The following is a 23,578-nucleotide window of genomic DNA, read 5'->3' as shown; positions in this document are numbered from 1 at the left end:
AATTTGTAAAAAAATAAGAGATTCGCAATTGAATCTCTTTTTTATTTGCCTATTAATTTTAAACTTCAACAACCTGGATATTAGAATTTTTCCAGCTTGCTCTCTCTCCCAATCTCTCTACAATACCAATTAAAATTTCATCTTCTTCTTGCTCTTCGTCTAGGGGCAAGACTCTTGTGTCTAAGTCGTGAGGAATCATTTCAACAACAGGTCCCAAGTCTCTGTGAACAATGACCCTATTATTTAAATTCTTAAGTTCTTCCCTATCCTCTACCTTAATATACTTTCCATCTTTTCTAGTGTAGAAAAAAATATCTTTTCCATATTTTTCCCTATAATAAATTATGTAAGTCTCACAAGAAAATTGAAAACTTCCAAGTGGACTAATGTCAAAAATTACTTTTTTCATTATCTCACCTGGAAGTATTATATCATAAATTATTTAATTTTATAATTTAAATAAATTTTTTGTAAACTTTTCATTAAATATGACGTACTATAGAAGAAATAACTTCTTCCCTATTCATTTCCTTCTTTGGATTAAAGTTTTTCTTTTCATCCAAAGTCAAATACTTTGCATTAAGTGCCTTGTTAACAGATTCTCTTGCATAATTTGCAATCTTCTTCCTATCCTTCATACTAACATTTTTGCTGTTATTTAGCCCAAAAATATTTGCAATAACAACTGCATAGTCTTCCCTAGTCATATGAGCCTTTGGAGCAAAAGTTCCTTCTCCCTTTCCACTCATAATTCCAAGGTCGTAAGCCATGTTAACATATTGGTTGTCTGTGTCCTTGAAGTGCTTAACAGATCCTTGAGAAGATCTCTTGTATTTTATCTTGTAGGCCTTAACTGCAATTTCTGCAAATTCTTCCCTAGTAATTTTTGCTCTTGTATCAGTTGCAACTTCTTTAGAAAAAAGTTTTAACTCTTCTGCCTTCAATAAATCTTTATAGGCCCAGTTGCTGTAATTTCTAAAAACAGGAGCCTTGCCTAGGTGAAGTTCATTGGAAAATCCTGAAGACTTGTCCTTATTGGCAAATCTAAGTCTAAAGGCATAACCACTTGAAGGTCCAACAGCTGAATCTAATTCCTTTTGCCTAATAGAAACGAAATTTTTATCGTCCTTAGTGATAATATTCTTCTTAAATAATCCCTTAGATTCATTTCCCTCGCTCTTAACTTCAATTTCTATTTCGTCTTTAGCCTTGGCATTTTTAATTTCAAAATTATAAACATCACTTTCCTTAATTGCACTTACATTTAAAGGCATGGCTGCTTCTTTAGATGCAAAAACACCAAGAGGTGCTGCAATTAAAATTATCATCAATATAAGTATTCTTTTCATTCTTTCACCTCGAAGAATTATATTATCAAAAAGTCTAGTAAAAGTCTTGCTTATGAAGCCTTTGTAATCAATTTGTAATCTTTATACTAATAGATGAAAGTGAATTTATAAAAACTGAGAACAATTTTAAATCAAATTCCCAAAGACTTCATTAAATTCTTTTTGTCTTCAAGATTTTTTTCTTCTTCCTTAACTCTATCTTCCATTTCCCTAGCAACTTCTTCTTTCACATCTTCTGGAAGACTCTTATCTGCAAAGGGATAAACTGTTTTGTTTTCCTTTTCTGCATGATTTCTAAGTAGCTCAACATAAGACATGGCATTAGTTATTATGTGTAACTTAGCAAGATCATCTGAAGTTTCTTCAAATAAATTCAAGTTATTTTCTAGCTCCATTACATAACCCCTTGCCATTTGATGTTCCACAAGCATACCACCACGCACAACTTTTTCTGCAAGAGGTCCAAGATTATCAAGCATTGCCTTAAATAAAATATCCTCTTCCTTCTTGTGGTGAAGTCCATCGGCATATAATCTTATAAAACTTATAGCCTTCCTAAAAAATTCTACATCTACTTGTCCCTTAAGAATTTCCAAACACTTTTCTTCCATTCTATTGCAAAAAGCTAAAATTTCTTCGTGCTCATCTTCCAAGTATTCAATCGTAAATTTTAAAGTATCCATTTAATCACTTCCTAATTACATAAGTTTCATTTATCTTTTCATATTTTAATCCAGAATTCTCTAAACTTCCACCTATAAAAGCATCTCTTAGGTCCCAATACAAATCTGGATTTACATAATTCGCCCAAATATCTCTGTGAAGGTCTCTTACAACTTCAAAAACAAATTCATCTTCATCATTTTTTACAATCATAAGAGAGTGGTCGCAGGGCATCCCATCTAAAAATTTTGAAGTAATAAAGTTGAAAGCTTCACCAGGAGTATCTCCAGCCTCATAAGATTTTCCAAAGTCGTAGAATTTGTTTTTTAAATCTTCTATGTCAAAGTCCTTTAACAAAACTCCCACTGTCTTTGCAAGTCGGTTTTCACTTCTTCTCACTCTTTCATCAAGCCAGCCGTGAATATTAGCTTCGTCAATAATATCCTTTAAGTCACCCTTCTCTATTGGAAATTCCTTATCAAGGTCCTTGCTTAAACTATTTTTTTCATCTTCATCAGCTAAGTCAAGCAAACTTGTTAGTAATTCTTCTTGAAATAAAATCTTTTCATACATTAAGTGGTGAATGTATCCTAAAAATAAACTCATTGTATCCCTCTTTTCTATTTTGATTTTACCATTATTTTCAAAAAAATAACGTGACTTTTATCACATATACTATAATTTAAATTTGATTTTTTTTTTGATAAAGTAGTAAACTGTAAATAAGAATAACTTTAGGAATCTAAAGGAGGAGCTTATGAGTCCACAAACAATTAAATTTTTAACATTTTTACAACCCAACTACATAACAAGCATTGTAGAAATAATTTTTCTTATTTTGATATTGAATAAGCTAAAAGAAATCAGTAATAAGAGGTGAGCTTATGGAAAAACATACAGAAGTTATAAGAGTTGGAATTCATTTGATCCTAAACCTAGGACTAGAATTTATAAAAATTTACCTACTTGCTAGGATCCTAGGTCTATTAAAAAAATTTGATAATTAAAACAAAAAGAGAGGTTGCGAAACCTCTCTAATTTTTTGCTTATAAAATTTTAAAATTTCAAAGTCAATTAAGGCAAATAAAAAAAGCGAGACCTAAGTCTCACTTTATTATTCTGCTTCTGTAACAATTTCTTTGCCTGCATAGTGTCCACAAGAAGGACAAACTCTATGAGGTAATTTCATTTCATGGCAGTTAGGACATTCAACTACTGTTGCTTTATTTAATCTGTAAGAAGATGCTCTTCTCTTGTTCTTTCTTTGTTTTGAAGTTTTTCTCTTAGGTACGGCCATTTCTACACCTCCTCATCTTTAAATAAATCTAATAACTTCCCAAATCTTGGGTCCACAACTTCTTCTTCAATTTCTTCTTCCACACAATCACAAGGGCCATCATTCAAGTTCTTGCCACAATGTGGGCATAATCCCTTGCAATCTTGGCTACACAAATTCTTCCCATTAATGGAAGTAAGTATTTGTGAAAAAATAATTTCCGAAAGATCTATGGAATCATTCTTAATTTTAAAGTACTCGTCTACAGAATCTTCATCATATAGACTTGGGTCTTTAAAATTGTAAGCAATGTAACTTGTCTCTTTTTCATTTACAAATTCCTTGAGACATCGGTCACAGTTAGCCTTAAATTTGTAGGAAATATTGAGACAAAGTTCTAACTCCCCTGTCAAATCATGAATATATCCATTGTACTCTACGGGATAGATGAGATTGAGATCCTCTAAATTCAAATCCGTGTCATTTTCCTCTAGAATACCCTCAAAGTCTAATCTGACTTCATCAGACGACAAAAAAGTACTAAGATCTAATTTCATTTACTCACCTCAAAAATACATACAAATCATTATAGCTTTTAAAATTTAGTCTGTCAATACTATATTGAAAATTAAACTTAAACAAGTTCCTTTGTATCTCTTGCAATCATAAGCTCTTCGTTAGTTGGGATAACAAAAACTTTGATTGAAGAATCGTCAGAAGAAATAAGTTTATCTTCTCCTCTTACATTATTTCTTTCAGGGTCAAGTTTGATGCCTATAGATTTTAATCCAGCACAAATTGATTCTCTCATTTCAATAGAGTTTTCACCAACGCCAGCTGTAAATACAATAGCGTCAACATGATCAAGTTCAGTCATGTAAGAACCAACGTAGCCACGAACTCTCTTTTCAAAGATATCAAGGGCAAGTTTTGCTCTCTTGTTTCCTTGGTCTCTAGCTTCTTCAATATCTCTAAAGTCACTTGATACTCCAGAAATTCCTAGTACACCTGATTTTTTATTAATTAGAGTGTTGATTTCTTCAGTAGAAAGATTTTCCTTGTCCATGATGAATGGAAGAATAGCTGGATCTAGGTCACCACATCTTGTACCCATAGCAAGTCCTTCAAGTGGTGTGAAGCCCATTGATGTATCAATTGATTTACCATTTTTAACTGCACAGATACTTGAACCATTACCAAGGTGACAAGTGATTAAGTTAACTTCATTTACATCCTTGCCAAGCATTTCTGCTGCCCTGTTAGTGATGTATCTATGAGAAGTTCCGTGGAAGCCAAATCTTCTAATTTTATATTTTTCGTAGTATTCATATGGAAGTGCATAGATGTAGCTTTCTTCTGGCATAGTTTGGTGGAAAGCTGTATCAAATACTGCAACTTGTTTAACATTAGGAAGAAGTCTTTGACAAGCCTTGATTCCCATAATGTTTGGTGGGTTGTGAAGAGGAGCTATTTCAACATTATCTTCAATTCCCTTTAGGACTTTTTCGTCAATTACAACAGATTGAGCGAAGTCTTCGCCACCGTGTACAACTCTGTGACCTACAGCATCAATTTCATCAAGTGATTTGATTGCACCGTATTCTTCATTTGTTAGGGATTCCATTACAAGTTCAAGAGCTCTCTTGTGGTCTTGCATTGGAGTTTCAATAGTTTTCTTTTCCTTACCAATTGTTTCGTGTTTAATTCTTGAACCTTCAATTCCGATTCTTTCAACTAAACCCTTTGCCATCACATCTTCAGTTTCCATGTTAATAAGTTGATATTTAAGGGAAGATGATCCGCAATTAATAACTAATATCTTCATATTTCCTCCTCAGTTTTTTAAATTTATTAAATATAGTATAATAACTAATAATTAGTTTATAACAGTTGTAGCCATTAGTCAATAATTGGAGATTTAAAAATATGAAAATTGCTTCTATAATAGCCGAGTACAATCCCTTCCACAAGGGACACGCCTATCAAATTAATAAAATAAAAGAGGACTACACAGACTTCATTGTAGTCATAATGTCTGGCAACTTTGTCCAAAGGGGCGAACCTGCAATTATTAATAAATACGAAAGAGCAAGGCAGGCGGTAAATAATGGAGCAAGTCTTGTCTTGGAACTCCCCCTTCCCTACGCAACTTCTAATGCAGAAATATTTGCTCTCGGGGCTATAAATATTTTAAACTCCATGGGCATAGTCCATAGACTTTACTTTGGCAGCGAAGATGATGTAGAAGTCTTAAGGAGTCTCCAAGAAAAATTTGACAAAAACTTTGATGAAGATAAATTAAAAAAATATTTATCAGAAGGCATGTCCTTTATAAGGTCTCGTGAGCTTGCCATGGACTTCTTAACCGAAGAAGAAAAAGAAATTTTAAAAAGACCCAATAACATCTTGGGCCTCGAATACCTTAGAAGTCTTACAAAATTAAATTCATCTATAGCTCCTTACTCAATAAAAAGGAAAAATGTAAATCATGATGATGATTTTTCACTTGATGGCTTTGCATCGGCATCGCATATAAGAAGATTAGCTTATGAGGGAGAAGATGTTTCAAGATTTTTGCCAGCCTATGACTTAATAGTTGAAAACAAGTTAGAAAATTATTTTGACATCTTTAAGTACAAGATGATAAGTGAAAAAATAAATTTTAAAGACTACTTTGACTATGAAGAGGGACTCGAGAATAGGATCATAGAAAATCTTGACGCAGAAAATTTTCACGACCTCATAGAGAAAGTCCATTCAAAAAGGCACAGCAGGTCTAGGATAAAGAGATTAATCATAGAAATCCTCTTAGACATAAGAAAAGACCTAATAAAAAATTCTTTTAAGGACCCTTACACAAGAGTCCTTGCTTGCGACGAAAGAGGTCTAGAAATTTTTAAAAAATCAAAAAATAAAAATAAAATATATTCCTTTAAATCTTTTTACGACACATCAAGTGGCATAGCAAAAGAGATGCTTGATAAGGAGATTTTGGCAAGTGACTTGTACAACATAAAATCCGGAAAAATAAAAACAGACTTCACAAGAGAAGTTTATAAAAAATTATAGTTTTGATTAATTATTAATGAGAATACACTAAATAAATAATGGAGACAATTAAAATGGAAATAGAAGTTTTTAATGAAATTCTTGGAGAAAATCTTGTACCTATCTTAGGACAAGATAGCTATTATAATTCCCTTTCAGATTCAGAATGTTTTTATGAAATACCTGAATGGATTAATGACACAGGTTACTACCAAGGGGCAGTCATTAGATTTTATGATTTATTAAATAAGAAAGTCTATACCCCTTTTGAAAAAGAAAAAAATGTAAGCTATTCCTATGCAAAATTTAAAAATAATTTTTTCTATTTTTTAAAAGTAGATATCAACAAAAATCTTGTAGAATTAATAAAATATTTTCCAGAACAAAGCTTAGAAAGTATACACAAAATACCAATAGAGGAAGTGGAATTATATAATTTATCTTTAGAAGATGGATATGAATTTCATATATGTAGCTCTTCCGATAGATTTATTTCCTACTACCCACGTAAATTTAGCATAGAAATGGAACCAGACCAATCAGTTTTATATGTCGACAAAGATAGGCTTTATATAAACCAATGGATCGAAGAAGGCCTAGAAGGAGATGCAATAACCAATGACTATAAATACTATGAAAAATTACTTGTCATGGATTTGGATGGAAATCTAATCTCTGAAAGAACAGGAAGTTTATCCCTCTATCCTAATGGAAAATGGTACCTCTCTTAAGTAACTTAACAAATTACAAGTCTCACTAAATAAAAATTTGTATGTGTTCGAACTTTCACAAGAAATTAATGTAAGTAATCTTTACGACATAAAAATAAAAACAGACTTCACTAGAGAAGTGTATAAAAAGTTATAAACTTATAAAAATCAAATTTTTTAATTAAATGCAAAAAGAAACTCTCATCCTAAGAGATCCTAAATGGAAATCCTAGAATGAGAGCTTTTTTATTAATCCTTAGTTTTGCTTATTGCCTCTTCATAAATATTTTTAAATTCCTTTAGGTCTTTATTTCTCACAACCTCTGCTGGAATATCGTAGACTCCAAGAGAATTTTGCCATGACTCAGCTTCCCCATCAGGCTTTCTATTTTCCTCTGGAATTAAAATAACAGAATACTTAGTGACCTTCAAAGAAGTCTTGTCCATAATTTTTTGCAAATCACAAAGAGCATCTAAGCACTCTTCAAACTTTGGATTTTTAGAAAAACCAACAACTTCTGCACTTACTTCTTCATTAAAATTCTCGAAATCAAATTCTTGATCTAAGACTAGGTCTTCTCTAGGCACATCCTCAACTGTGTTTAAAGAAATATCATAGGGAAAATTATACTTCTTTTGGATAGTAGTTCCATATTCCCTTAACTCATCTAATAATCTAATCTCTGTGTTAAACAAAATATCATCGTAAGTATCTTGTTTTAACTTACCAAAAGAATCAAAACCCAACATAAATTTGGTATCCTTACTTTTTTTGCTGCTAAGCCTTACAGTATAGTAGCCGTCCTTAAAATTATAAAAGGTCTCGTCACGAATTAGGTCCAAGTCCTTGTAGTTGGCTTCAATATATTCAGTGGCAGACTTTTCCGCCAGGATCCTAGAAATGGGATTCCCAAAAAAAGCAATATAGAAAAATAATAAGATTAAAGCACAAACTATAGTTAGCCCAATAAAAAATTTTTTAAAATTAAATTTCTTTTCCATGGTCACCACCTCCAACCTTTGATTTACTACATTATAGCACAAAAAAGCTGAGAAATTTTTTCCTCAGCTTTTTTTATTGGATAAATAATTTTATTAAGTTTTTGTTTACAAGGTTGGGATAAAATTTTGTAATTTGGTACTCAAGATAGCCTCCTAGGACTAGGGGATCATTGTCGCAAAAGTCTTTTACATCATCTCCCAAATAAATTCCTATGCCTCCACCATCATCTTTAGGCCCAGAGATAATTAAATTTCCCAAGTCAACTTCATTTTCATGGTAGTTTAAATGCTCTTCAAGAATTTTTTCAAAATCTTCATCAAGCTCTTTATTCTTTTTTAAGTTTCCAATTATTAAATAAGAATTCATTTTAATTTTCTAAGAAGTCTACAATGTCCTTAAAAACTTCTTCCCTCTCTTCTTCTCTAAAAATTTCGTGCTTCATCTTCTTGTAAAGTTTTGATTTTATTTTTTTGTAGCCTACTTCTCTTAAGAGGTTAATCGATGACTCGAATCCCTTCTCCCCACCAATTACTACGTCATCTTCTCCGGCTATAAAAAATATATCAAGGTCAGGATTCCTAAATTTATAATTTTTTATATTTTTTAATTCCCCTACTCCTTCAAAGACAGCTAGGTAGCCCCTGTTTTTAAAAACTGGAGGCATGTGAGGGTCCTTCTCTGCATCCCTAATATTTTCTTTAGAATAAGACAACCAATCAAAATGTTTCTTGTCCCCAGTATAAAGCTTCTTGAGTATATAAATTGTCCTCTGTTCTCCAAAGTAAAAGTTAATAAAGTTTCCAAGGAAAATTGCTAGAGGAACTTCAGGGATATAATTTGGTGGACCTGATAAAACTATTTTCTTAATTAAGTCATCGCCCTCTTCAAGGTAAATTCTTCCAAAGACAGTTCCCAGTGAATGACCAATTAAATAAATATCAGTTTCTGGGAATTTCTTTTTCAGTTCTTTTGTAATTGCAAGATTGTCATCAACAACTTTTTCCACTCCATCAATGTAACCAACTGTGTACTTGTCTCCAAGGGACCTTCCGTGACCCCTGTTGTCAGATATGAAGCAGGAGTAGCCTCTCTCGTTTAAATATTTAATTAAATAATAATATCTTTCCTTATGCTCAAGAGCTCCGTGAATAATTTGCACTAGGGCTTTTGGTTCTTCAACTGGAAAATAAGCGCCATCAAGAATAAATCCATCGTAAGATTTTATCTTAACTCTCTCCAAGTTTGTAAGCTCATAAAAATCTCTTTCGTTGCCAAAGTCTAAAAAGTTGTCGTTCTTTACAACTTCATTAATAAATTCTAAGTCGCAAGTTAAATCCACTCCATCATTTTGCAGAAGTTTGTTGGATTTTCTGTAATAAATTTGTGGGATTAATAAAATAACAAGAACGAGTAAAATAATAAAATATACCATAAGTCACCTCTCAGTCATTATAACAAAATATTAAGATACTTTGTCTCCTTTAATATTTTTATTTCAATATGTTTGCATTTAAAAAGGAAGGTCTCCCTTCCCTTTTTAAATTTTTATTTAATATTAATTGTCACTGTCTTGCTCTCTTCCTTCCACTCAATGTCATTTTCTTTATCATCGTCTGCATTACCACTAGTAAGTCCGAAGACTTGACCAACATAAACTAGCGGTAAATAAATTCTTCCATTGACGTTAAGTGGTTTTGCTTCAAGGTCAATTGTCTTTCCATTAGATAAAACTATTTTGCTGCCATCTATTTGTATAAGAGCAGTGAGTCCATCTCTTGTGAAGGACGCAGTCCTTGTTGCATCATTCCAAATAACTTTGGCGCCTAGAATTTCTGCCAAGGCTCTAAGAGGTAACATAGTCCTATTGTTTTCAATTATTGGTTTTACTTCCATGGACTTTTCTAAAGTTTTTCCATCTTCTGTTAAAGTGTAGGTTCCACTATTGATATCAATTACAAATTTTTTAGGATTGACTTGTGTTTTTGTCTGGCTTACTTGTGAATTAGTCTTTACTTCAACCTTATAAGTCGGTGTCTTGTGATCTCTTACATAGTATCTTGGAAATTCATTCCATGAATCTAAATTATTTTCTTTTTTATCTTTAGCCTCTTCAATATTTTCTTCAGGGTCTCTCTTGTCCTCTTTTCCTGGTTTGTCTTCAGGATCTTTACCGTCTTCTGCCTTGCCCGGTTTATCTTCAGGATCTTTCTTGTAACTTTCTTTTTCCTTTAAGACTATAGTATCTTTTGGACTTATAATATTTTTTGACCCATCAGTATAAACTAAAGTAACCTCTCCCCTGTCACTTACTTCAACTGAACTTGCTTGAGGATTTGCTTTTTTAACTTTTTCAATAATCTCAGATTTTTCTGAAGCACTTAAAGACTCAAGTTTTTCAACTGGAGTTTTCTCAGGCATTTGTGCAGGAAATTTTTCTGCAAGAGGTGCTAAAACTTCTACAGGAATTTCAACAATTCTTGATGAGCCACCCTTGAAAGTAACTTTAACTTTTCCAACGTAAGATCCTGGAGTTTTTGTGTTGATTGGGTCGCTTACATCTTTTACTTTTGCTCCATCTGGAAGATTTTTAATATTGTCTGAAAGATCTACCTTCCCCTTATAAAGTACCTCCTCTTTGATTATATCTTCAGATTTTATTGTTGGAATTGGTGTAATTATTTTTCCTGAAATTTTATCAACTACCTTAACAGGAACTTCAACTTCCTTGCTTGATGAGTCAGAGAAAATTAATTTTAATACAGCTTTAGTTTTTACAACTTTGGACGTATCTGCCCTAGTTTTAATTTCAACTTCAACATTCTCTGGTAGATTGGTTATTCCATCTTTTAATTTTTTTGGACTTACATCTTCATTTAAATTGACTTCTACATCTTTTACTACTGGATTAAATTTTTCTGATTCAAAATCTCTAACTCTCCTTGCAGTAAAGACTTTATCAGAATCAATTTTTACCGTACTAATATCATCGATTTTTGTATAGCCATCATACCAAGCAACTTTTCCTTTATATTCAACATTGTTTTTATCTTTTAGCTTTGGTTCTGTAGGAAAATCAGGAACAATGTTCAATGTATTACCCTCTTTAACAGCAATTATATTATAATTAAAAGTATTGATGCTAATCCTATAATCTCCCTCAGTTTTTATTCTAACTTCATAAAACCCTTTTGGTAGTGGCGTTTCTTCCAAATTCGCAGATTCACCTATATTAAAATATTCACCAATGTATAAAGCTAAAATTCTATCCAAATCTTTTGAAGTGTCAATTTTATCATTGGCTTTTTTATAACTATATCCTTGTGACCAAAACCAGAAAGCTTTATCATTTAGTACAGGAGCTTCTGGAATAAAATCCTTTAAATTATATATTCCCGAATTATTTTTCACATAGAAGTAAATATCTTTTGATTTAAATGCACTTGGATCTGAAAACTTTTTTTGATAATCATTTAGTGAAAGATTGGTCCTCCAAGACTTTACTTCAGATTTTGAAGAAAAACGTATAATCTTGTAATTCTTTATTGGATATCCATCTATATCGAATTCTTGCGAAGATAAATTGCTATAAAAATATTCTAAAGATTTAAATCTAGATTTAAAAATTAAGGGCTTGTTTACTTCATAGTTCAATAAATCTATTTTTAGTAATGGATCAAAGGGATTTACAGGTTCATTTTTTAAATACCATCCCACAAATTCATGATCCTTTTTCTTTTCTGTATCATTTTCATCATTGTCAGCAACAAGCTGATTTTTAACAAAATCTCCACCATCAACATGTTTCAAGATTTCACCCCAGCTTGCACTTTTTAATGCATAAAAGTTTTTTCCCTTGTAAAAATATTTGTCTGAATAAAGTTCATAGGATATATTTTTTAATGGAATGTCAATTCCATTTTTATCTTTAAGTTTTCCATATTTTTGAGATCCATTAACCATTTTAGTTTGTGGTGTAAAAATTACCATAAAGTACTTGTCCTTCACACTATCATCTGGCATGGTTTCTGTAACAAGAGGAAGTTTTTCTTTTGCCTCAGAACTTTTTACCTCCTTAGCTTCTGCATGAATAGCTAAACTCTTCTCCAAATTATTATATGTAAAATTTTTACCAGCTGCCCATGCTGGACTAAAGCTTGAAGATAATATTGCAAAGCTAGTTACTAATGAAAACATTTTTCTATTCATGATGAACCTCCTCTTAAAATTATATGAATTGTTTTGCTTACTACTTTTTTATTTCTTTATGAATTTACAAATTAATTGAATTCGTTTTCTCCATACATTGATTATAACAAATTTTAACCCCTCCTTCCATAAACACAATAAAAAAATCCCCTGAAAAAATCAGGGGATAAAATTTATAAATTATCTCTTGTTAGTTCTTCTCCAGATATTCATTCTTTCTGCTTCCTTAATTAGGTCATCCCTAAATTCTGGTGCAGCGATGTTAATGATACCTTCTGCTCTTTGCCATGTTGATTGGCCCTTGCAGTTGAACTTACCGTATTCAGTTACTAGCCAGTGAGTGTTAGGTCTTGCAGCTGTAATAGCTGAGAATGTTTCAAAGTTTGGAACAATTCTTGATTCTTCCTTGCCAGTCTTTTTGTTCATAAATTTAGAAGATAAACAGATGAAGGACTTTCCACCCTTAGATAAATAAGCTCCTAGAACGAAGTCAAGTTGTCCACCTGCTCCAGAAATGTGTCTTGCTCCTGAAGATTCAGATGATACTTGTCCAAATAAGTCTACGTTGACAGCGTTGTTAATGGAAATAAAGTTGTCAAGTTGTGCAATTACTCTTGCATCATTTGTATAAGAAACAGGAGCTGACATAGCATCAGAATTAAAATCTAAATAATCATACATTTCCTGTGAACCTGCTGCAAAAGCATAAACTTGTCTAAATCTATCAATTGACTTCTTTGAACCACTTAACTTACCCTTCTTCGCCATATCTACGAAACCATCAACATACATTTCTGTATGAACTCCAAGGTCCTTTAGGTCAGATTCAGCAATTAGAGATCCAACAGCATTTGGCATTCCGCCAATTCCTAGTTGAAGTGTTGCACCATTAGGAATTTCTTCTACAATTAATTCTGCAACCTTTTTATCAACTTCGCCGAAGCTTCCCTTAGGAAGTGCAGCTATTTCTGGATTTTCTCCCTCGATAATGTAGTCTACATCCTTAATATTAATTTCATGTTCGAATCCTCCAAGGCAAGTTGGCATATTTTTATTTATTTCAACAATTACCTTGTCAGCAACTTCTGTAACTGCTCTCAAGTGTGAAGCATTAAGTCCAAAATTAAAGTTACCATGTTTATCCATTGGAGGAGTTACAATAACTGCTATATTTACCTTGCAATTTTCCCTGTACATTTTTGGGAGTTCAGAGTATCTTAGTGGAATATAAAATCCACCTGGAGTTGTGTTAATTCTCTTTCTGTCTGGTCCACCTGCGTGCCAAGAGTTCCAAACAACTTTTTCTCCTGCTGGATCCTTTTTAAATACCTCTGGTTCCCAAAGAAGTACCCCACCTCTTAAATAAATTTCATTCAACTCATCAAGTCTTTCAGCAAGAGCCTTGTCAAAGGCAACAGGTGTACTTGCACCCCATGCGTAGTCAATCCACATATTGTCCTTTACTAGACCAGCAGCTTCTTTTGCCGTAATTAACTTGTCCTTATAGTCCTTAGAATAATCCATATTTCCTCCTTAAATAAAAAATTATAAATAATCCCTTAATAGCTTGTGAGACCTAATAAACTTAATGTAATTTAAAAATTCTTCCATTACTTCTTTATATTTTTCTTCGCTTGTCTCTACAACTATTTTATTTTTACCCCTTAAATCAAATATATATGCAGCTTTTATCTTAACTCTATATAATTTTTCATAGATTGCTGAATAAAGTATTAGCTGGTTTTCATAGGTCTTTTTTAAGTCTTCTACACTTCCATAGCTAGTCTTTAAATCAAGAATATAATAATCGCCATTAATTTTTATAACTTGATCAATGTAACCCTTTACGAGAAAACCTTCTAGGTCGTAGTAAAATAAAAGCTCTTTATCTATTATACACTCTTCTTCCATTTCTAAGTAGTTTAAAACTAATTCTTTTGAAAGATCTAACTTTTCGGAGTTTATCTCTTCTTCATAATATAAAAATATATCTTTTAATACATCCTCTATGTTCTTGTTTTTTAAATCGTTTTTTCCATACTTGTAGGCAAACATATGAACAATATTCCCAAGAGTTTTGGGGTCCATGACTTGATTATTCCCTTGACCCCTTGTGTACTTGTCTATTCCTAAAAAATATTTGTAGAAGAAGTCCTTCTTGCTCCTCTTGAAATTAATAAAATCTGTAACTGTGTAATATTCTCTTATCCTATTTTCAAATTTTATGTCTATATCAAGGGGAATAAACTTTTCTTCTACTTGTCTTTCTTCTAAATTGGAAAGCTTATATTCTTGTAAAGCAAAAACATCTCCCAAGAGAGAAAAATAAGAACCTGCCCTTGCCTTTTCAAGGTCTCCAAATAAGACTAATTCTTTTTTTGCCCTAGTCATGGCCACATAAAGAACCCTAATCTCTTCTTCCTCATCAATTATTCTTAGTTTATTTGCAATTGCCCTGTAAGAATAATTAGAATACTCAGAGTTTATTCCAAGCCCTAGGTCTTTCTCAACAATTATCCTATTATTGCTTCCAAGTTTTTTTCCCTTATCCATGTGAGAAATTATTAGGCCATCAAACTCCAGCCCCTTAGACTTATGAATTGTAAGAAGATTAATTCCATCTTCAAGGTCCTCAAAAGTCATAGAAGAAATTTGTCTTTCAAAGGCTCTGAAGTCATTGGAATAATTTTCCACAAAGTCCCTAGCTTCCTCCTTAAACCTATAAATATATTCCCAGTCACTTTCCCTTAAAGTTCCAAGCTTATAAAAATAATCCATTATCTCATCAAGGACTTCATCTATCATGAGGTAAGATGCTTTCTCTCTTGTTTCCTTTAAAAATCTCAAAAAATTCTTTATATTATCTTGAGTTGAATTATAGTTTAATAGGTCTTCAGAATTATTAATTCTTTCATTTAATATTGACACTAAATCTTTGAATTCAAAATTCAAAAGCTTTGAGTTAAAGAGTGATAAAAATTCCAAAAATTCTTTTGGGCTGTAAATTGCAGAAAGAATATTTTTTATAAGTTTTAGGATCTCAATTTCTTCAAGCCTCCTCTCACCCTTATTATATTTTATTCCCCTTGCAGATAAAACTTCCCCTATTTCATCAATTTGCGAGTTGGACCTTGATAGGATTGCAATATCCTTGGCCTTGTATTTTTTTAAAAAGTCTTCTGCTAAATCTGCAATATTAGAAATTTCAGAAGAATTATAGAGGTAGACTCCTCCACCCTCTTTATGAGAAAATTCCATTTCGTCATAGGAATCTATTAGGTCCTTAAACTTTTCATTTATAAAATTAATTATTTCACCGTCAGACCTATAATTTTTGTTCATTATAAGAGAGGTCCCTCTGGCTTCTATGTCTTTAGAAAAAGAAAAATAAGAAGATAAATCAGTTCCCCTAAAGGCATAAATAGATTGCTTAGGGTCACCAACTATAAAAATATTTGATGAAGAAAAGGCTCTAATTATTTCATTTTGGATTTCGTTTGTATCTTGGTATTCGTCAACGAGTATATAAGAATACCTAGCTACCAATTCCCCTTTGACAAGTGGGTTTTTTAAAAGAAGCTCTGCGTAAGAAATTATATCTTCGTAATCAAGTCCACTTATATCTTCCTTAGATTTCTTATAATTTTTGTCGATTTCCTTTAAAATTTCTATTATGACCTCATAATAGCCCTTATTCTTTTCTTCCAAGTCTTTCTTCAGCTCTTGGATAAGGTCCTTGATTTCTATGATCTTGTCATTGTGTTTTGTTGATGTACCAAGATTTTCTTCTATATCATTTAAAATTTCGTTGTCAAAGGTCTTTAAAGATTTTATTTCATCAATATTATTGTCGTAAAAAGTCTTGAATTTATTTCCACTTAGGCTCCTAAATTCATCTAAAAGTATAATTAAATCATCAAAACTTTTTTCCGCCCCAATAAAGTTTAAGGACTTATTTAAAATATCATCAAAATCCAAGTTATTATTTTTAAAATCCCTATACAGACTTATAAAAATATTTTTTTCTTCAAAGGGAGATGACTTAAAGTCCAAAAGATAATTTTTAAATCTTTCATCTTCGAAATTATTGAAACTCTCTTTTACAGCTTCCTCTAACAGATAGTCCCCTTCACCCTCTTCTAAAATTTTGAATCGTGGATTTATCCCTAGAATAAAAGAATAATTCTCAACAATTTCATGAGCAAAAGAGTGAATGGTCATTACATTAAGATCTCTCTCCTCAAAGTCAATATTGTTGAGAACAAGTTCTTTTGATATCCTTCCAAGCATTTCTTGAGCAGCTTTTTTTGTAAAAGTTATAGCCAAAATATGCTTTGGACTTATATTATTTTTTACAATATTTATAAACCTACTAGTGAGGACCCTAGTCTTGCCAGTGCCAGCCCCTGCCATTAAAGATAAATCTTTATCGAGAGTGTAGACTGCTTTTTTTTGAACTTCACTTAGTTCCATAAGCTACCTTTCCTTAATTCTTGAAGAGAGTCTTGGCAAGTCTTAAAATAAATTCATTTTCAACCTTGTAGTAGATTTCTGTTCCATTTCTATTGGCTATTAAAATACCAGCTCGCCTAAGCTTGCCTAGGTGAGATGAAACAGTTGGTTGTGGAATGTGAAACTTCGCTTGCATAGATCCAACATTAGCTGGACCATTGTCAATTAAATTCTTTATAATTCTAAGTCTAATTGGGTGGGCCATGACCTTTAAAAGCTCAGCTGTGTTTTCAAGCTTGTCAATTTTCTTCTTCAATTTTTTACCTCCAAGTATGTCTTCCTTAATAATTTATTTACTATAGTAAGATTATGTAATATTATAGAATTTGTCAATAGTTTTTGTATAATTAAGAATTATGAAAATATTTCCATTAGGATAAAATAGCAAGATCTTCTTGTATTTTATAAAATAAAATTTATTTTTTGTGTCCTTTAATTTTTTAATTTCTTTCAATAGATATCCCAAGTAAATAATGTTTTTATTTATAACCTTCTTAAACTTGTAAAATATTTTATAAAAAAATCTCCCATAAAAATTATTATGAGAGATTTTTAAAAATTATTTACTTATCTTTACACTTCTTGTTGAAGCATCCCAATCTACTTTAGCTCCTAAGATTTCCGAAATTGCTCTTAGGGGTACAAAGGTTCTTGCATCCTTAATCACTGCTGGTGAGTCGATTGCAATTTTCTTTCCATTAGCTTCGATTTCTTTTGCTCCAATTACAAGGCTTGCCTTCTTATCTCCAATGAGAACAGTTTTTGTATCAGCCTTCCAATCAACTTTTTCGCCAAGAGCCTCAGAGATAAACCTTAAGGGAACCATTGTCCTTCCATTTTCAATGTATGCTGGAGTCTCAGGTTTGATTTCCTTGTCTGATACAAAAATTTTAATCTCGGACTTAGCTAAAGATTTTTCATCCTTTACATCCTTTTTGCTTGCAGATTTAGAATCCTTAGCTTCCATGGCCTTTGCATTAGCCCAGTCAAACTTTAGATAAGCCTTTTGTTCTCCTGAACCCTTTCCACCGCCAGCAATAGCATCCATGGCATCAACCCATACAGCAACAAGAATTTGGTCTTCCTTTGGACTTGTTCTTACAAACTCGTGCTTCTTTATATATTCACCACTAATAGGGCTTTGCTTAGTTTCAACTCTCTTAGAGTCCTTATCGCCATCATAGATAAATAAATTTGTAAGTTCACCTTCCATATTCATAAATTCCATCTTCTTTAGAAAAATATTGTAAATAAATTTACCATCTTTTTCTTCAACTTGAGCAACTTGCTTTAAAGAAGGGTTGCCCATAGACTCCTTATCTGGTTCGCCATACTTAACTAACTTTACTGGTACTTCATAAGAACTTGCAGCAAAAATAGAATTAGGTAATAAAACTAATACTAACAATAGTGATAAAATAATTTTTTTCATATTACACCTCATTTTTATATAAAGGGACTCTTAATTTAAAAGTCCCTTTAAACTTTTAAACTTAATTGTGATCAATGTTGTAAAGAACTTGTGCAACTTGTGCCCTAGTAAATTGAGATTTTGGTGCGAAGCTTCCATCGCCCATACCACTTACTACTCCAAGTCTTGCCATTTCCTTTACAGAATCCTTAGCCCAGCCTTGAATCTTTTCTTCATCTTTGAAGCTATTAGTATTGCCTTTAGCATTGAGATTCTTGCCTGATACCTTCAAGAACTTAGTCATCATCACAGCCATTTCTTCTCTTGTTAGTTCTTTATCAGGTGCAAAGTTTCCTTGACCTACTCCTGATACTATTCCAACTTTGTTTGCCCATGTGATGTATGGACTGTAATACATTCCTGACTTAACATCTTTGAAGTTTTGATCCTTGTAGTCATTTACATTGACATTTAACATTCTTCCTAGAACACTTACAAATTGTCCCCTTGTTATAGATTTGTTAGGACCAAATTCTGTATTGCTTAGGCCTGCAAAGTATCCCTTGCTTACAACATAATCAATAGCAGTCTTAGCCCAATGGCCGCTTATGTCTGTAAAGTTATTTGATGCATTGTTATTTTGTACTACTTGTGGTGCTTGCTTTTGTTGATTTTGTTGATTTTGATTTTGTTGGTTTTGGTTATTGTTGTTTCCACCAACTCTACCTACTTCTCTTGCATTGTTCCAATTAAAGGATAGGATTGCCCTTTGTTCATTTACGGCAATTTGATCCATTACATCAACTTTAACGCTGACATTTACCTTGTTATATTTGCCATTCATAACCCATGACCATACATTTCCAGATGATTGTTCTGCTAAATATTTATTACCATCATGAATAAATAGATGAGTTAAATTTCCAACAAGTTTTTGTCCATTAAATTCTCTTTCAAGAGGGTTGAATTGAACGCTATACCTGAATTGACCATTTCTTTCCTCTACTCTTGCTATGTGGTTTATTGCTCCATTTGCCATAGAGTATCCATCTTGATAAGCGTGAAGAACTTCTACAGGTACCTCATATTGTATTGTTACTGGTCCATTGTTTTTATTGCTTTGGTTGTTTTGATTGTTTTGGTTGTTGTTATAAACTCCCCATGATGAGTTGTTATTCCAACCACGGTTGTTGTTACCATAACTTCCCCATGAAGAATTGTTGTTTCCCCATCCGGAGCTGTTGCCCCAGCCTTGGTTGTTGTTGCCCCAAGCTTGGTTGTTATTTCCCCAAGAACTATTATTGTTTTGCTTATTCATACTACCCTTATTGTTAATAACTGCATTATTTAGGGCTTGTGTAGCACTTAATATTTCTTCTCTTGATGCGTATGGGTTATTAGCAATTGCACCTGCCCTTGCCATAGCTGCTACTAAGTTGGAGTCAGCTCCCTTACTCATAGATGCACTTGCACTTGCCATAGCAGAGCCTAGTGCAGATCTTTCTATAGCTAAGTTTTGGAAGGAATATCCTGGTGTGCTTGGATTACTTGGGTTACTTGGATTGCTTGGGTTAGATTGATTGTCATCTCCCCATCCAGTCCATTCTTTTGCTTTAGACCCTGTTATTTTCAATTTTGCATTTTGTTCAGCTCCACCTAGTTTAGCCATAGCATCTACACTTACACGGCAATAAATTTCTCCATCTTGAGTTTTAAACTTAGGATCTATTTCAAATTTAAATAAAGATGGAAATTCTTTCTCTTCATTTCCTAATCCCTTATCCCTTTTATTCTCAATTATTGTAGATTCTATTTTTTCAGACTTAAAATTATTTTCTTTGTATGTCCAGAATTGTAATAAATGTCCACGCATACCCATAAAATCAAGACCCTTTAATTTTATTGTCATATAAGTCTTGCCATTTTCTTCTGTGATTTTTGCCTTTTGGACTAGGGCGCCATTACCCATAGATGCATTGTTTTGGTAACCATGCCATAGCATAACAGGCACTTCTAATTCTTCTTTATTTTGATTTTCAATTTTTGAATTAGTGAATTCTTCTACAGCCTTGTTCAAATTCTTTAGTGCTTCATTTATCTTGCTTTGATCTTGTTTTTCATTTTTTGCAACATTTTCTGCGACTTCAATAGCTTTACTAAGTTTCTTAAAATCCTCCTCTGAATGTCTCCCTTTTTTATGCTTTTAGCATCCTCTATTGCTTGATTTAAGTTATCTTTATTGATTTCTTCTATTTTTTCTTCTAATACTTTTTTCCCTATATCATAATTTGGAATACTAAACATATCTTCAATAGGATCATCATTTTTACCGGGACTTAATTTTATTCTTTTTTTACCTTCTTCTACCCTTATAAACCTAGCATTAATTAATCCTATTGTTTTGTCTTCACCATTAATTGATAGAGGCACATCTTTCAGATTTATCTTTGTTATTCTATTTTTATAAGTGTTTTTTTCATTTGTAACGGTAAAATCCTTGCTATCTAATATTTCTGCATCTTTTATACTTCCATCAGATGACTTGTATTGGATTGGTTTAGAATCATCAATTTTTACTAATCCAGTCTCTATAAGTTTAGTTCCTTTTTTGTATTGCTCAGCCCAATACACGGTAATATTAGCTTTATTATTTCTTATTTCCAAGTCATATATTGGTATAATGCCTTCTCCGGGATCAAATTCAAGCTTATTATAATTTCCCTTGATTAATTCATCATTGTATTGCTCTCTCGTGTATTTTATCTTATTATTTTCCTTATCCCATAAAGCATCAAGCATAGCTTGGTTTACCGGCAAACTTATTATTTTTAAAGCTTTATATTTTCCACTTTGCAAATCTAACTTTTCCAATTTCATATCTTCCCATCTCATTAGAAGATTGAAATGTTGCAAAGAATTACCCATCGCATCAACCTTTACTTTAAAAAGTTTTTGAGATTCATAATTTGTCGAACCATCTTCATATTTTAATGGTATTTCATAAATTTCTGGAAAAGATAATTCAATACCACCTACATTCTCTGAAAAATATTTCTTTAAGTATTGTGGATTATCTAAGTCTATTTCCTTTGCTGTAAAAACTGTAGGAGCTTTCATATATTGGTCAAAATCATCTACTGAATTATAAGTCCACAGTTTCATAAGATGTCCTGTTATTGCCTGTCCACCTGTATAAGCAGAATCGCTCAATGTCATTGGCTTAAATTTTATTCTTAATTTAATAGAACCATCTTGCCCAACAATTAGTTGTCCGTTATCTTCTACTGCACCATCTGCCATTGAATATTTTCCTGGTGAATTTGAATATCTTATAGATAGGGGAATATTATAAGTCCCCGGAAGCAAGTCTTTAGGTATTGGCTTAGGCCAACCCTGAAAGATATATATTCTAAACTTGTCATATGTCCTACTCTGATAATCTACCGGTTGGAGGCTAAGATCTATTAAATATTTCCTTCCATCATGGCTTGATTTATAATCCTGTATTACGTAAAATCCTTTCCCTTGTTCGTCATAACTTCTTTTTTTATTTAATTTCTTAGGTTCACTCCATGAATTAGTGGATTCATCGAAGGATGATAAATACATTTCAACTTGTTCAGGCCAAATGTTATACATACTTCCGTCATCTATTCCAGAACTATTTATAACAAAATTACCATAATAGGAGCACCCGACATCTTGCTTTAAGTCTAATTCATAGGCATTCCACTGAGGATCATCCGCTTTATTAACAGCTGCTTCTTTGTTATGTTTTTCTCTAAATTCTTTAAAGTTTTGATCTTTATCAGATATTTTTTTGCCTGACATATTTAATCTATTTTCATCAAATAGGGGATGAGTTGCCGTTACATCGGTAGATGACTCTTTTCCTTGAGCCCATCTTTTATATACTTCTGGATGGATTTCAAAGTGAGCTCTCTCATCTCCAGTAATTGGAATTATATTAGAATGTTCTGCTGCTAATACATTAGACCCATTTGCGAATAAAAATACCAGCAAAAATAAAATAAAATTTATACTTTTTTTCAATTTATTTTCCTTTCTTTTTTTATATAGTTAATAGATGTATAGGTCTATTCGCTATACATCTATTACTATTCACAATAAACATCTTTTGAATTGTAAATTTTCAAGGATTAGTTATTTATAATAATTTATTTTACAAAAAATCTTGCATTTGGATTCATCATAGCTGCACCGATTTTACCTAAAAATCCGGAGTCAGCTAAATTAGTTGTAAATTTGATTTTAAAATATTTATTGTATTCTCCGACTTTTTCTTCTTCTAGGTCATCCTTTAATATAGTGAATTTAAAACCTTCAGGAACATTTTTATTTTTATTATGAACAGCTTTTTTTGAACCAAAGGCTTCTACTGCAATTTCTTCTCCATCTATTACAGGTGTAATGCCAGTACAATCTGCTTCATATACCTTACCAAGTATTTCTTTACTAACTGGTTTTGTATATAAAGTTATTTCGTATCTGTCGCCTTTATCTACAACTTTAGATAAATCTTTATTGAATGCATCATCAGCCATAGAAAGTTTTGCTTCTTTTCTGTGATAAATTGCAAAATCAGCAACTGTCCTTACGGATCTATCAGAATATTTAAATCCATAAAGTTCTGAATCAGAGTAGTCTATAGTTTCTTTAATTTGCTCCTTTATGGCTTCTAGATTCATTTCTTGAGCAAATGTAAAAGTTGGAACTAACATCATTAATACTAATAGTAATAAACTAATTTTCTTTAAATATTTCATATTATTTATCCTTTCTTTATATTATTTGTCTTTACATAACTAATCCTTATAAGGTTATAAACGTACTTTCCTAATCCCACCCATACACCCACTAATTTTTATAAATTATTTAATTTTTTAAAGAAGTATCTTGCAGCTTCTTCTAGTTCTTCTTCGCTTGCTTCTCTTGATGCAAGGCTTGTTTCTATCATTTTTTCTTTTATCTTTTTTGGAACTACTAATCCTGTAATTCCTCTTAATTTTTCTATCATCTTGGGGTCAACTAGTCCTGGGCATATGTATTGTCCCAAGGAGTCCCTGTCTATTAATAGATTCTCTAAGTTTTTTATCACCTTCCTTCCATGTTCTGAGTCTGGCATTGCTCCAAGTGTTGCAAATAAGCCAAGCTTTTTATTTTCTATAGTCTTTAAGAATTTTAGGGCCTTTGTTTCTAAGGTCCCTCTATCGATCCAGGCACCCAAGAGTATGAAGTCGAATTGTTCTACCTCAGGTGCATCTCTTATGTCTTTTATCGTCATCTGGTGTTCATCTTTTAAGACTTCATAAATTTTTTCTGCCATCCTCTTGGTATTTCCCGTCTTTGATGAATAAATTATTAGTCCTTTCACTTTTC

General features: G+C 32.1%; 22 protein-coding genes. 3 read left to right on the top strand and 19 right to left on the bottom strand.

What is annotated here, in order from left to right; all coding sequences use genetic code 11:
• Nucleotides 1-58: 58 nt before the first annotated feature.
• From ACWPVO_RS03675 to ACWPVO_RS03660, 4 genes are all read right to left on the bottom strand, one after another.
• Nucleotides 59-409, bottom strand: a complete 351-nt coding sequence (locus ACWPVO_RS03675; RefSeq protein ID WP_195444079.1) for a hypothetical protein — start codon at nucleotides 407-409, stop codon at nucleotides 59-61.
• Nucleotides 410-482: 73 nt separating this feature from the next.
• The gene (locus ACWPVO_RS03670; RefSeq protein WP_454206608.1) at nucleotides 483-1,349 is read right to left on the bottom strand and encodes an S-layer homology domain-containing protein; all 867 of its coding nucleotides are present in this window, start codon (nucleotides 1,347-1,349) and stop codon (nucleotides 483-485) included.
• A 131-nt stretch (nucleotides 1,350-1,480) separates the two neighbouring features.
• Complete coding sequence (locus ACWPVO_RS03665; protein ID WP_060800353.1) at nucleotides 1,481-2,032, bottom strand: hemerythrin domain-containing protein; 552 nt, start codon at nucleotides 2,030-2,032, stop codon at nucleotides 1,481-1,483.
• Nucleotides 2,033-2,036: 4 nt separating this feature from the next.
• Nucleotides 2,037-2,618, bottom strand: a complete 582-nt coding sequence (locus ACWPVO_RS03660; protein WP_412621487.1) for a hypothetical protein — start codon at nucleotides 2,616-2,618, stop codon at nucleotides 2,037-2,039.
• 278 nt (nucleotides 2,619-2,896) lie between these two features.
• Between ACWPVO_RS03660 and ACWPVO_RS03655 the strand changes: the two genes are divergently transcribed.
• A complete protein-coding gene (locus ACWPVO_RS03655) occupies nucleotides 2,897-3,019 on the top strand; it encodes a hypothetical protein (protein ID WP_412621488.1) in 123 nt (40 codons plus the stop codon).
• A gap of 107 nt (nucleotides 3,020-3,126) precedes the next feature.
• On the opposite strand, the gene rpmF is transcribed toward ACWPVO_RS03655, so the two are convergent.
• From rpmF to ACWPVO_RS03640, 3 genes are all read right to left on the bottom strand, one after another.
• A complete protein-coding gene (gene rpmF, locus ACWPVO_RS03650) occupies nucleotides 3,127-3,309 on the bottom strand; it encodes a 50S ribosomal protein L32 (protein ID WP_005957570.1) in 183 nt (60 codons plus the stop codon).
• Nucleotides 3,310-3,311: 2 nt separating this feature from the next.
• Nucleotides 3,312-3,845 (bottom strand): YceD family protein, encoded by a 534-nt coding sequence (locus ACWPVO_RS03645; RefSeq protein ID WP_005957603.1) that lies wholly within the window; start codon nucleotides 3,843-3,845, stop codon nucleotides 3,312-3,314.
• 77 nt (nucleotides 3,846-3,922) lie between these two features.
• Nucleotides 3,923-5,113, bottom strand: a complete 1,191-nt coding sequence (locus ACWPVO_RS03640; protein WP_060800356.1) for an acetate kinase — start codon at nucleotides 5,111-5,113, stop codon at nucleotides 3,923-3,925.
• Nucleotides 5,114-5,214: 101 nt separating this feature from the next.
• Here ACWPVO_RS03640 and ACWPVO_RS03635 point away from each other — a divergent pair, with 101 nt between their 5' ends.
• Nucleotides 5,215-6,357, top strand: coding sequence for a nucleotidyltransferase (locus tag ACWPVO_RS03635; protein ID WP_454206604.1), 1,143 nt, complete (start codon nucleotides 5,215-5,217; stop codon nucleotides 6,355-6,357).
• Nucleotides 6,358-6,410: 53 nt separating this feature from the next.
• Complete coding sequence (locus tag ACWPVO_RS03630) at nucleotides 6,411-7,067, top strand: hypothetical protein (RefSeq protein WP_454206602.1); 657 nt, start codon at nucleotides 6,411-6,413, stop codon at nucleotides 7,065-7,067.
• Between the two features lie 228 nt (nucleotides 7,068-7,295).
• Here ACWPVO_RS03630 and ACWPVO_RS03625 read toward each other — a convergent pair whose 3' ends face one another.
• The 12 genes from ACWPVO_RS03625 to ACWPVO_RS03570 form a co-directional block, all read right to left on the bottom strand.
• A complete protein-coding gene (locus tag ACWPVO_RS03625) occupies nucleotides 7,296-8,048 on the bottom strand; it encodes a YfjL-like protein (RefSeq protein WP_454206600.1) in 753 nt (250 codons plus the stop codon).
• A 73-nt stretch (nucleotides 8,049-8,121) separates the two neighbouring features.
• Nucleotides 8,122-8,415 carry a YciI family protein gene (locus tag ACWPVO_RS03620; protein WP_454206598.1) on the bottom strand — a complete coding sequence of 98 codons (294 nt, stop codon included), beginning with the start codon at nucleotides 8,413-8,415 and terminating at the stop codon, nucleotides 8,122-8,124.
• Between the two features lies 1 nt (nucleotide 8,416).
• Nucleotides 8,417-9,481 carry an alpha/beta hydrolase gene (locus ACWPVO_RS03615; RefSeq protein WP_454206596.1) on the bottom strand — a complete coding sequence of 355 codons (1,065 nt, stop codon included), beginning with the start codon at nucleotides 9,479-9,481 and terminating at the stop codon, nucleotides 8,417-8,419.
• Between the two features lie 113 nt (nucleotides 9,482-9,594).
• Nucleotides 9,595-12,255 carry a stalk domain-containing protein gene (locus ACWPVO_RS03610; protein ID WP_454206594.1) on the bottom strand — a complete coding sequence of 887 codons (2,661 nt, stop codon included), beginning with the start codon at nucleotides 12,253-12,255 and terminating at the stop codon, nucleotides 9,595-9,597.
• A 180-nt stretch (nucleotides 12,256-12,435) separates the two neighbouring features.
• Entirely contained in the window at nucleotides 12,436-13,779 is a 1,344-nt protein-coding gene (locus ACWPVO_RS03605) for a butyryl-CoA:acetate CoA-transferase (RefSeq protein ID WP_454206592.1), read from the bottom strand.
• A gap of 21 nt (nucleotides 13,780-13,800) precedes the next feature.
• The gene (locus ACWPVO_RS03600; protein ID WP_454206590.1) at nucleotides 13,801-16,728 is read right to left on the bottom strand and encodes a UvrD-helicase domain-containing protein; all 2,928 of its coding nucleotides are present in this window, start codon (nucleotides 16,726-16,728) and stop codon (nucleotides 13,801-13,803) included.
• A 13-nt stretch (nucleotides 16,729-16,741) separates the two neighbouring features.
• Complete coding sequence (locus ACWPVO_RS03595; protein ID WP_285072652.1) at nucleotides 16,742-17,023, bottom strand: ArsR/SmtB family transcription factor; 282 nt, start codon at nucleotides 17,021-17,023, stop codon at nucleotides 16,742-16,744.
• A gap of 303 nt (nucleotides 17,024-17,326) precedes the next feature.
• Nucleotides 17,327-18,199: a copper amine oxidase N-terminal domain-containing protein gene (locus tag ACWPVO_RS03590; protein ID WP_454206587.1), complete on the bottom strand. Its 873-nt coding sequence runs from the start codon at nucleotides 18,197-18,199 to the stop codon at nucleotides 17,327-17,329.
• A gap of 61 nt (nucleotides 18,200-18,260) precedes the next feature.
• Nucleotides 18,261-20,255: an S-layer homology domain-containing protein gene (locus ACWPVO_RS03585; protein ID WP_454206585.1), complete on the bottom strand. Its 1,995-nt coding sequence runs from the start codon at nucleotides 20,253-20,255 to the stop codon at nucleotides 18,261-18,263.
• Nucleotides 20,256-20,272: 17 nt separating this feature from the next.
• Nucleotides 20,273-22,231, bottom strand: coding sequence for a hypothetical protein (locus ACWPVO_RS03580; RefSeq protein WP_454206583.1), 1,959 nt, complete (start codon nucleotides 22,229-22,231; stop codon nucleotides 20,273-20,275).
• A 125-nt stretch (nucleotides 22,232-22,356) separates the two neighbouring features.
• The gene (locus ACWPVO_RS03575; protein WP_454206581.1) at nucleotides 22,357-22,965 is read right to left on the bottom strand and encodes a hypothetical protein; all 609 of its coding nucleotides are present in this window, start codon (nucleotides 22,963-22,965) and stop codon (nucleotides 22,357-22,359) included.
• Nucleotides 22,966-23,063: 98 nt separating this feature from the next.
• Nucleotides 23,064-23,573 carry a flavodoxin family protein gene (locus ACWPVO_RS03570; RefSeq protein WP_454206579.1) on the bottom strand — a complete coding sequence of 170 codons (510 nt, stop codon included), beginning with the start codon at nucleotides 23,571-23,573 and terminating at the stop codon, nucleotides 23,064-23,066.
• Nucleotides 23,574-23,578: the final 5 nt, after the last annotated feature.

This window comes from Peptoniphilus sp. Marseille-Q6390 (assembly GCF_965119475.1).
The sequence above is the reverse complement of the archived record's forward strand: the minus strand, read 5'-3'. Positions and strand labels throughout refer to the sequence as shown.

What these genes read in the sequence shown, in the direction of transcription:
- ACWPVO_RS03675 (WP_195444079.1), bottom strand. Translation starts at nt 409, where the DNA reads ATGAAAAAAGTAATTTTTGACATTAGTCCACTTGGAAGTTTTCAATTT.
- ACWPVO_RS03670 (WP_454206608.1), bottom strand. Translation starts at nt 1,349, where the DNA reads ATGAAAAGAATACTTATATTGATGATAATTTTAATTGCAGCACCTCTT.
- ACWPVO_RS03665 (WP_060800353.1), bottom strand. Translation starts at nt 2,032, where the DNA reads ATGGATACTTTAAAATTTACGATTGAATACTTGGAAGATGAGCACGAA.
- ACWPVO_RS03660 (WP_412621487.1), bottom strand. Translation starts at nt 2,618, where the DNA reads ATGAGTTTATTTTTAGGATACATTCACCACTTAATGTATGAAAAGATT.
- ACWPVO_RS03655 (WP_412621488.1), top strand. Translation starts at nt 2,897, where the DNA reads ATGGAAAAACATACAGAAGTTATAAGAGTTGGAATTCATTTGATCCTA.
- rpmF (WP_005957570.1), bottom strand. Translation starts at nt 3,309, where the DNA reads ATGGCCGTACCTAAGAGAAAAACTTCAAAACAAAGAAAGAACAAGAGA.
- ACWPVO_RS03645 (WP_005957603.1), bottom strand. Translation starts at nt 3,845, where the DNA reads ATGAAATTAGATCTTAGTACTTTTTTGTCGTCTGATGAAGTCAGATTA.
- ACWPVO_RS03640 (WP_060800356.1), bottom strand. Translation starts at nt 5,113, where the DNA reads ATGAAGATATTAGTTATTAATTGCGGATCATCTTCCCTTAAATATCAA.
- ACWPVO_RS03635 (WP_454206604.1), top strand. Translation starts at nt 5,215, where the DNA reads ATGAAAATTGCTTCTATAATAGCCGAGTACAATCCCTTCCACAAGGGA.
- ACWPVO_RS03630 (WP_454206602.1), top strand. Translation starts at nt 6,411, where the DNA reads ATGGAAATAGAAGTTTTTAATGAAATTCTTGGAGAAAATCTTGTACCT.
- ACWPVO_RS03625 (WP_454206600.1), bottom strand. Translation starts at nt 8,048, where the DNA reads ATGGAAAAGAAATTTAATTTTAAAAAATTTTTTATTGGGCTAACTATA.
- ACWPVO_RS03620 (WP_454206598.1), bottom strand. Translation starts at nt 8,415, where the DNA reads ATGAATTCTTATTTAATAATTGGAAACTTAAAAAAGAATAAAGAGCTT.
- ACWPVO_RS03615 (WP_454206596.1), bottom strand. Translation starts at nt 9,481, where the DNA reads ATGGTATATTTTATTATTTTACTCGTTCTTGTTATTTTATTAATCCCA.
- ACWPVO_RS03610 (WP_454206594.1), bottom strand. Translation starts at nt 12,255, where the DNA reads ATGAATAGAAAAATGTTTTCATTAGTAACTAGCTTTGCAATATTATCT.
- ACWPVO_RS03605 (WP_454206592.1), bottom strand. Translation starts at nt 13,779, where the DNA reads ATGGATTATTCTAAGGACTATAAGGACAAGTTAATTACGGCAAAAGAA.
- ACWPVO_RS03600 (WP_454206590.1), bottom strand. Translation starts at nt 16,728, where the DNA reads ATGGAACTAAGTGAAGTTCAAAAAAAAGCAGTCTACACTCTCGATAAA.
- ACWPVO_RS03590 (WP_454206587.1), bottom strand. Translation starts at nt 18,199, where the DNA reads ATGAAAAAAATTATTTTATCACTATTGTTAGTATTAGTTTTATTACCT.
- ACWPVO_RS03575 (WP_454206581.1), bottom strand. Translation starts at nt 22,965, where the DNA reads ATGAAATATTTAAAGAAAATTAGTTTATTACTATTAGTATTAATGATG.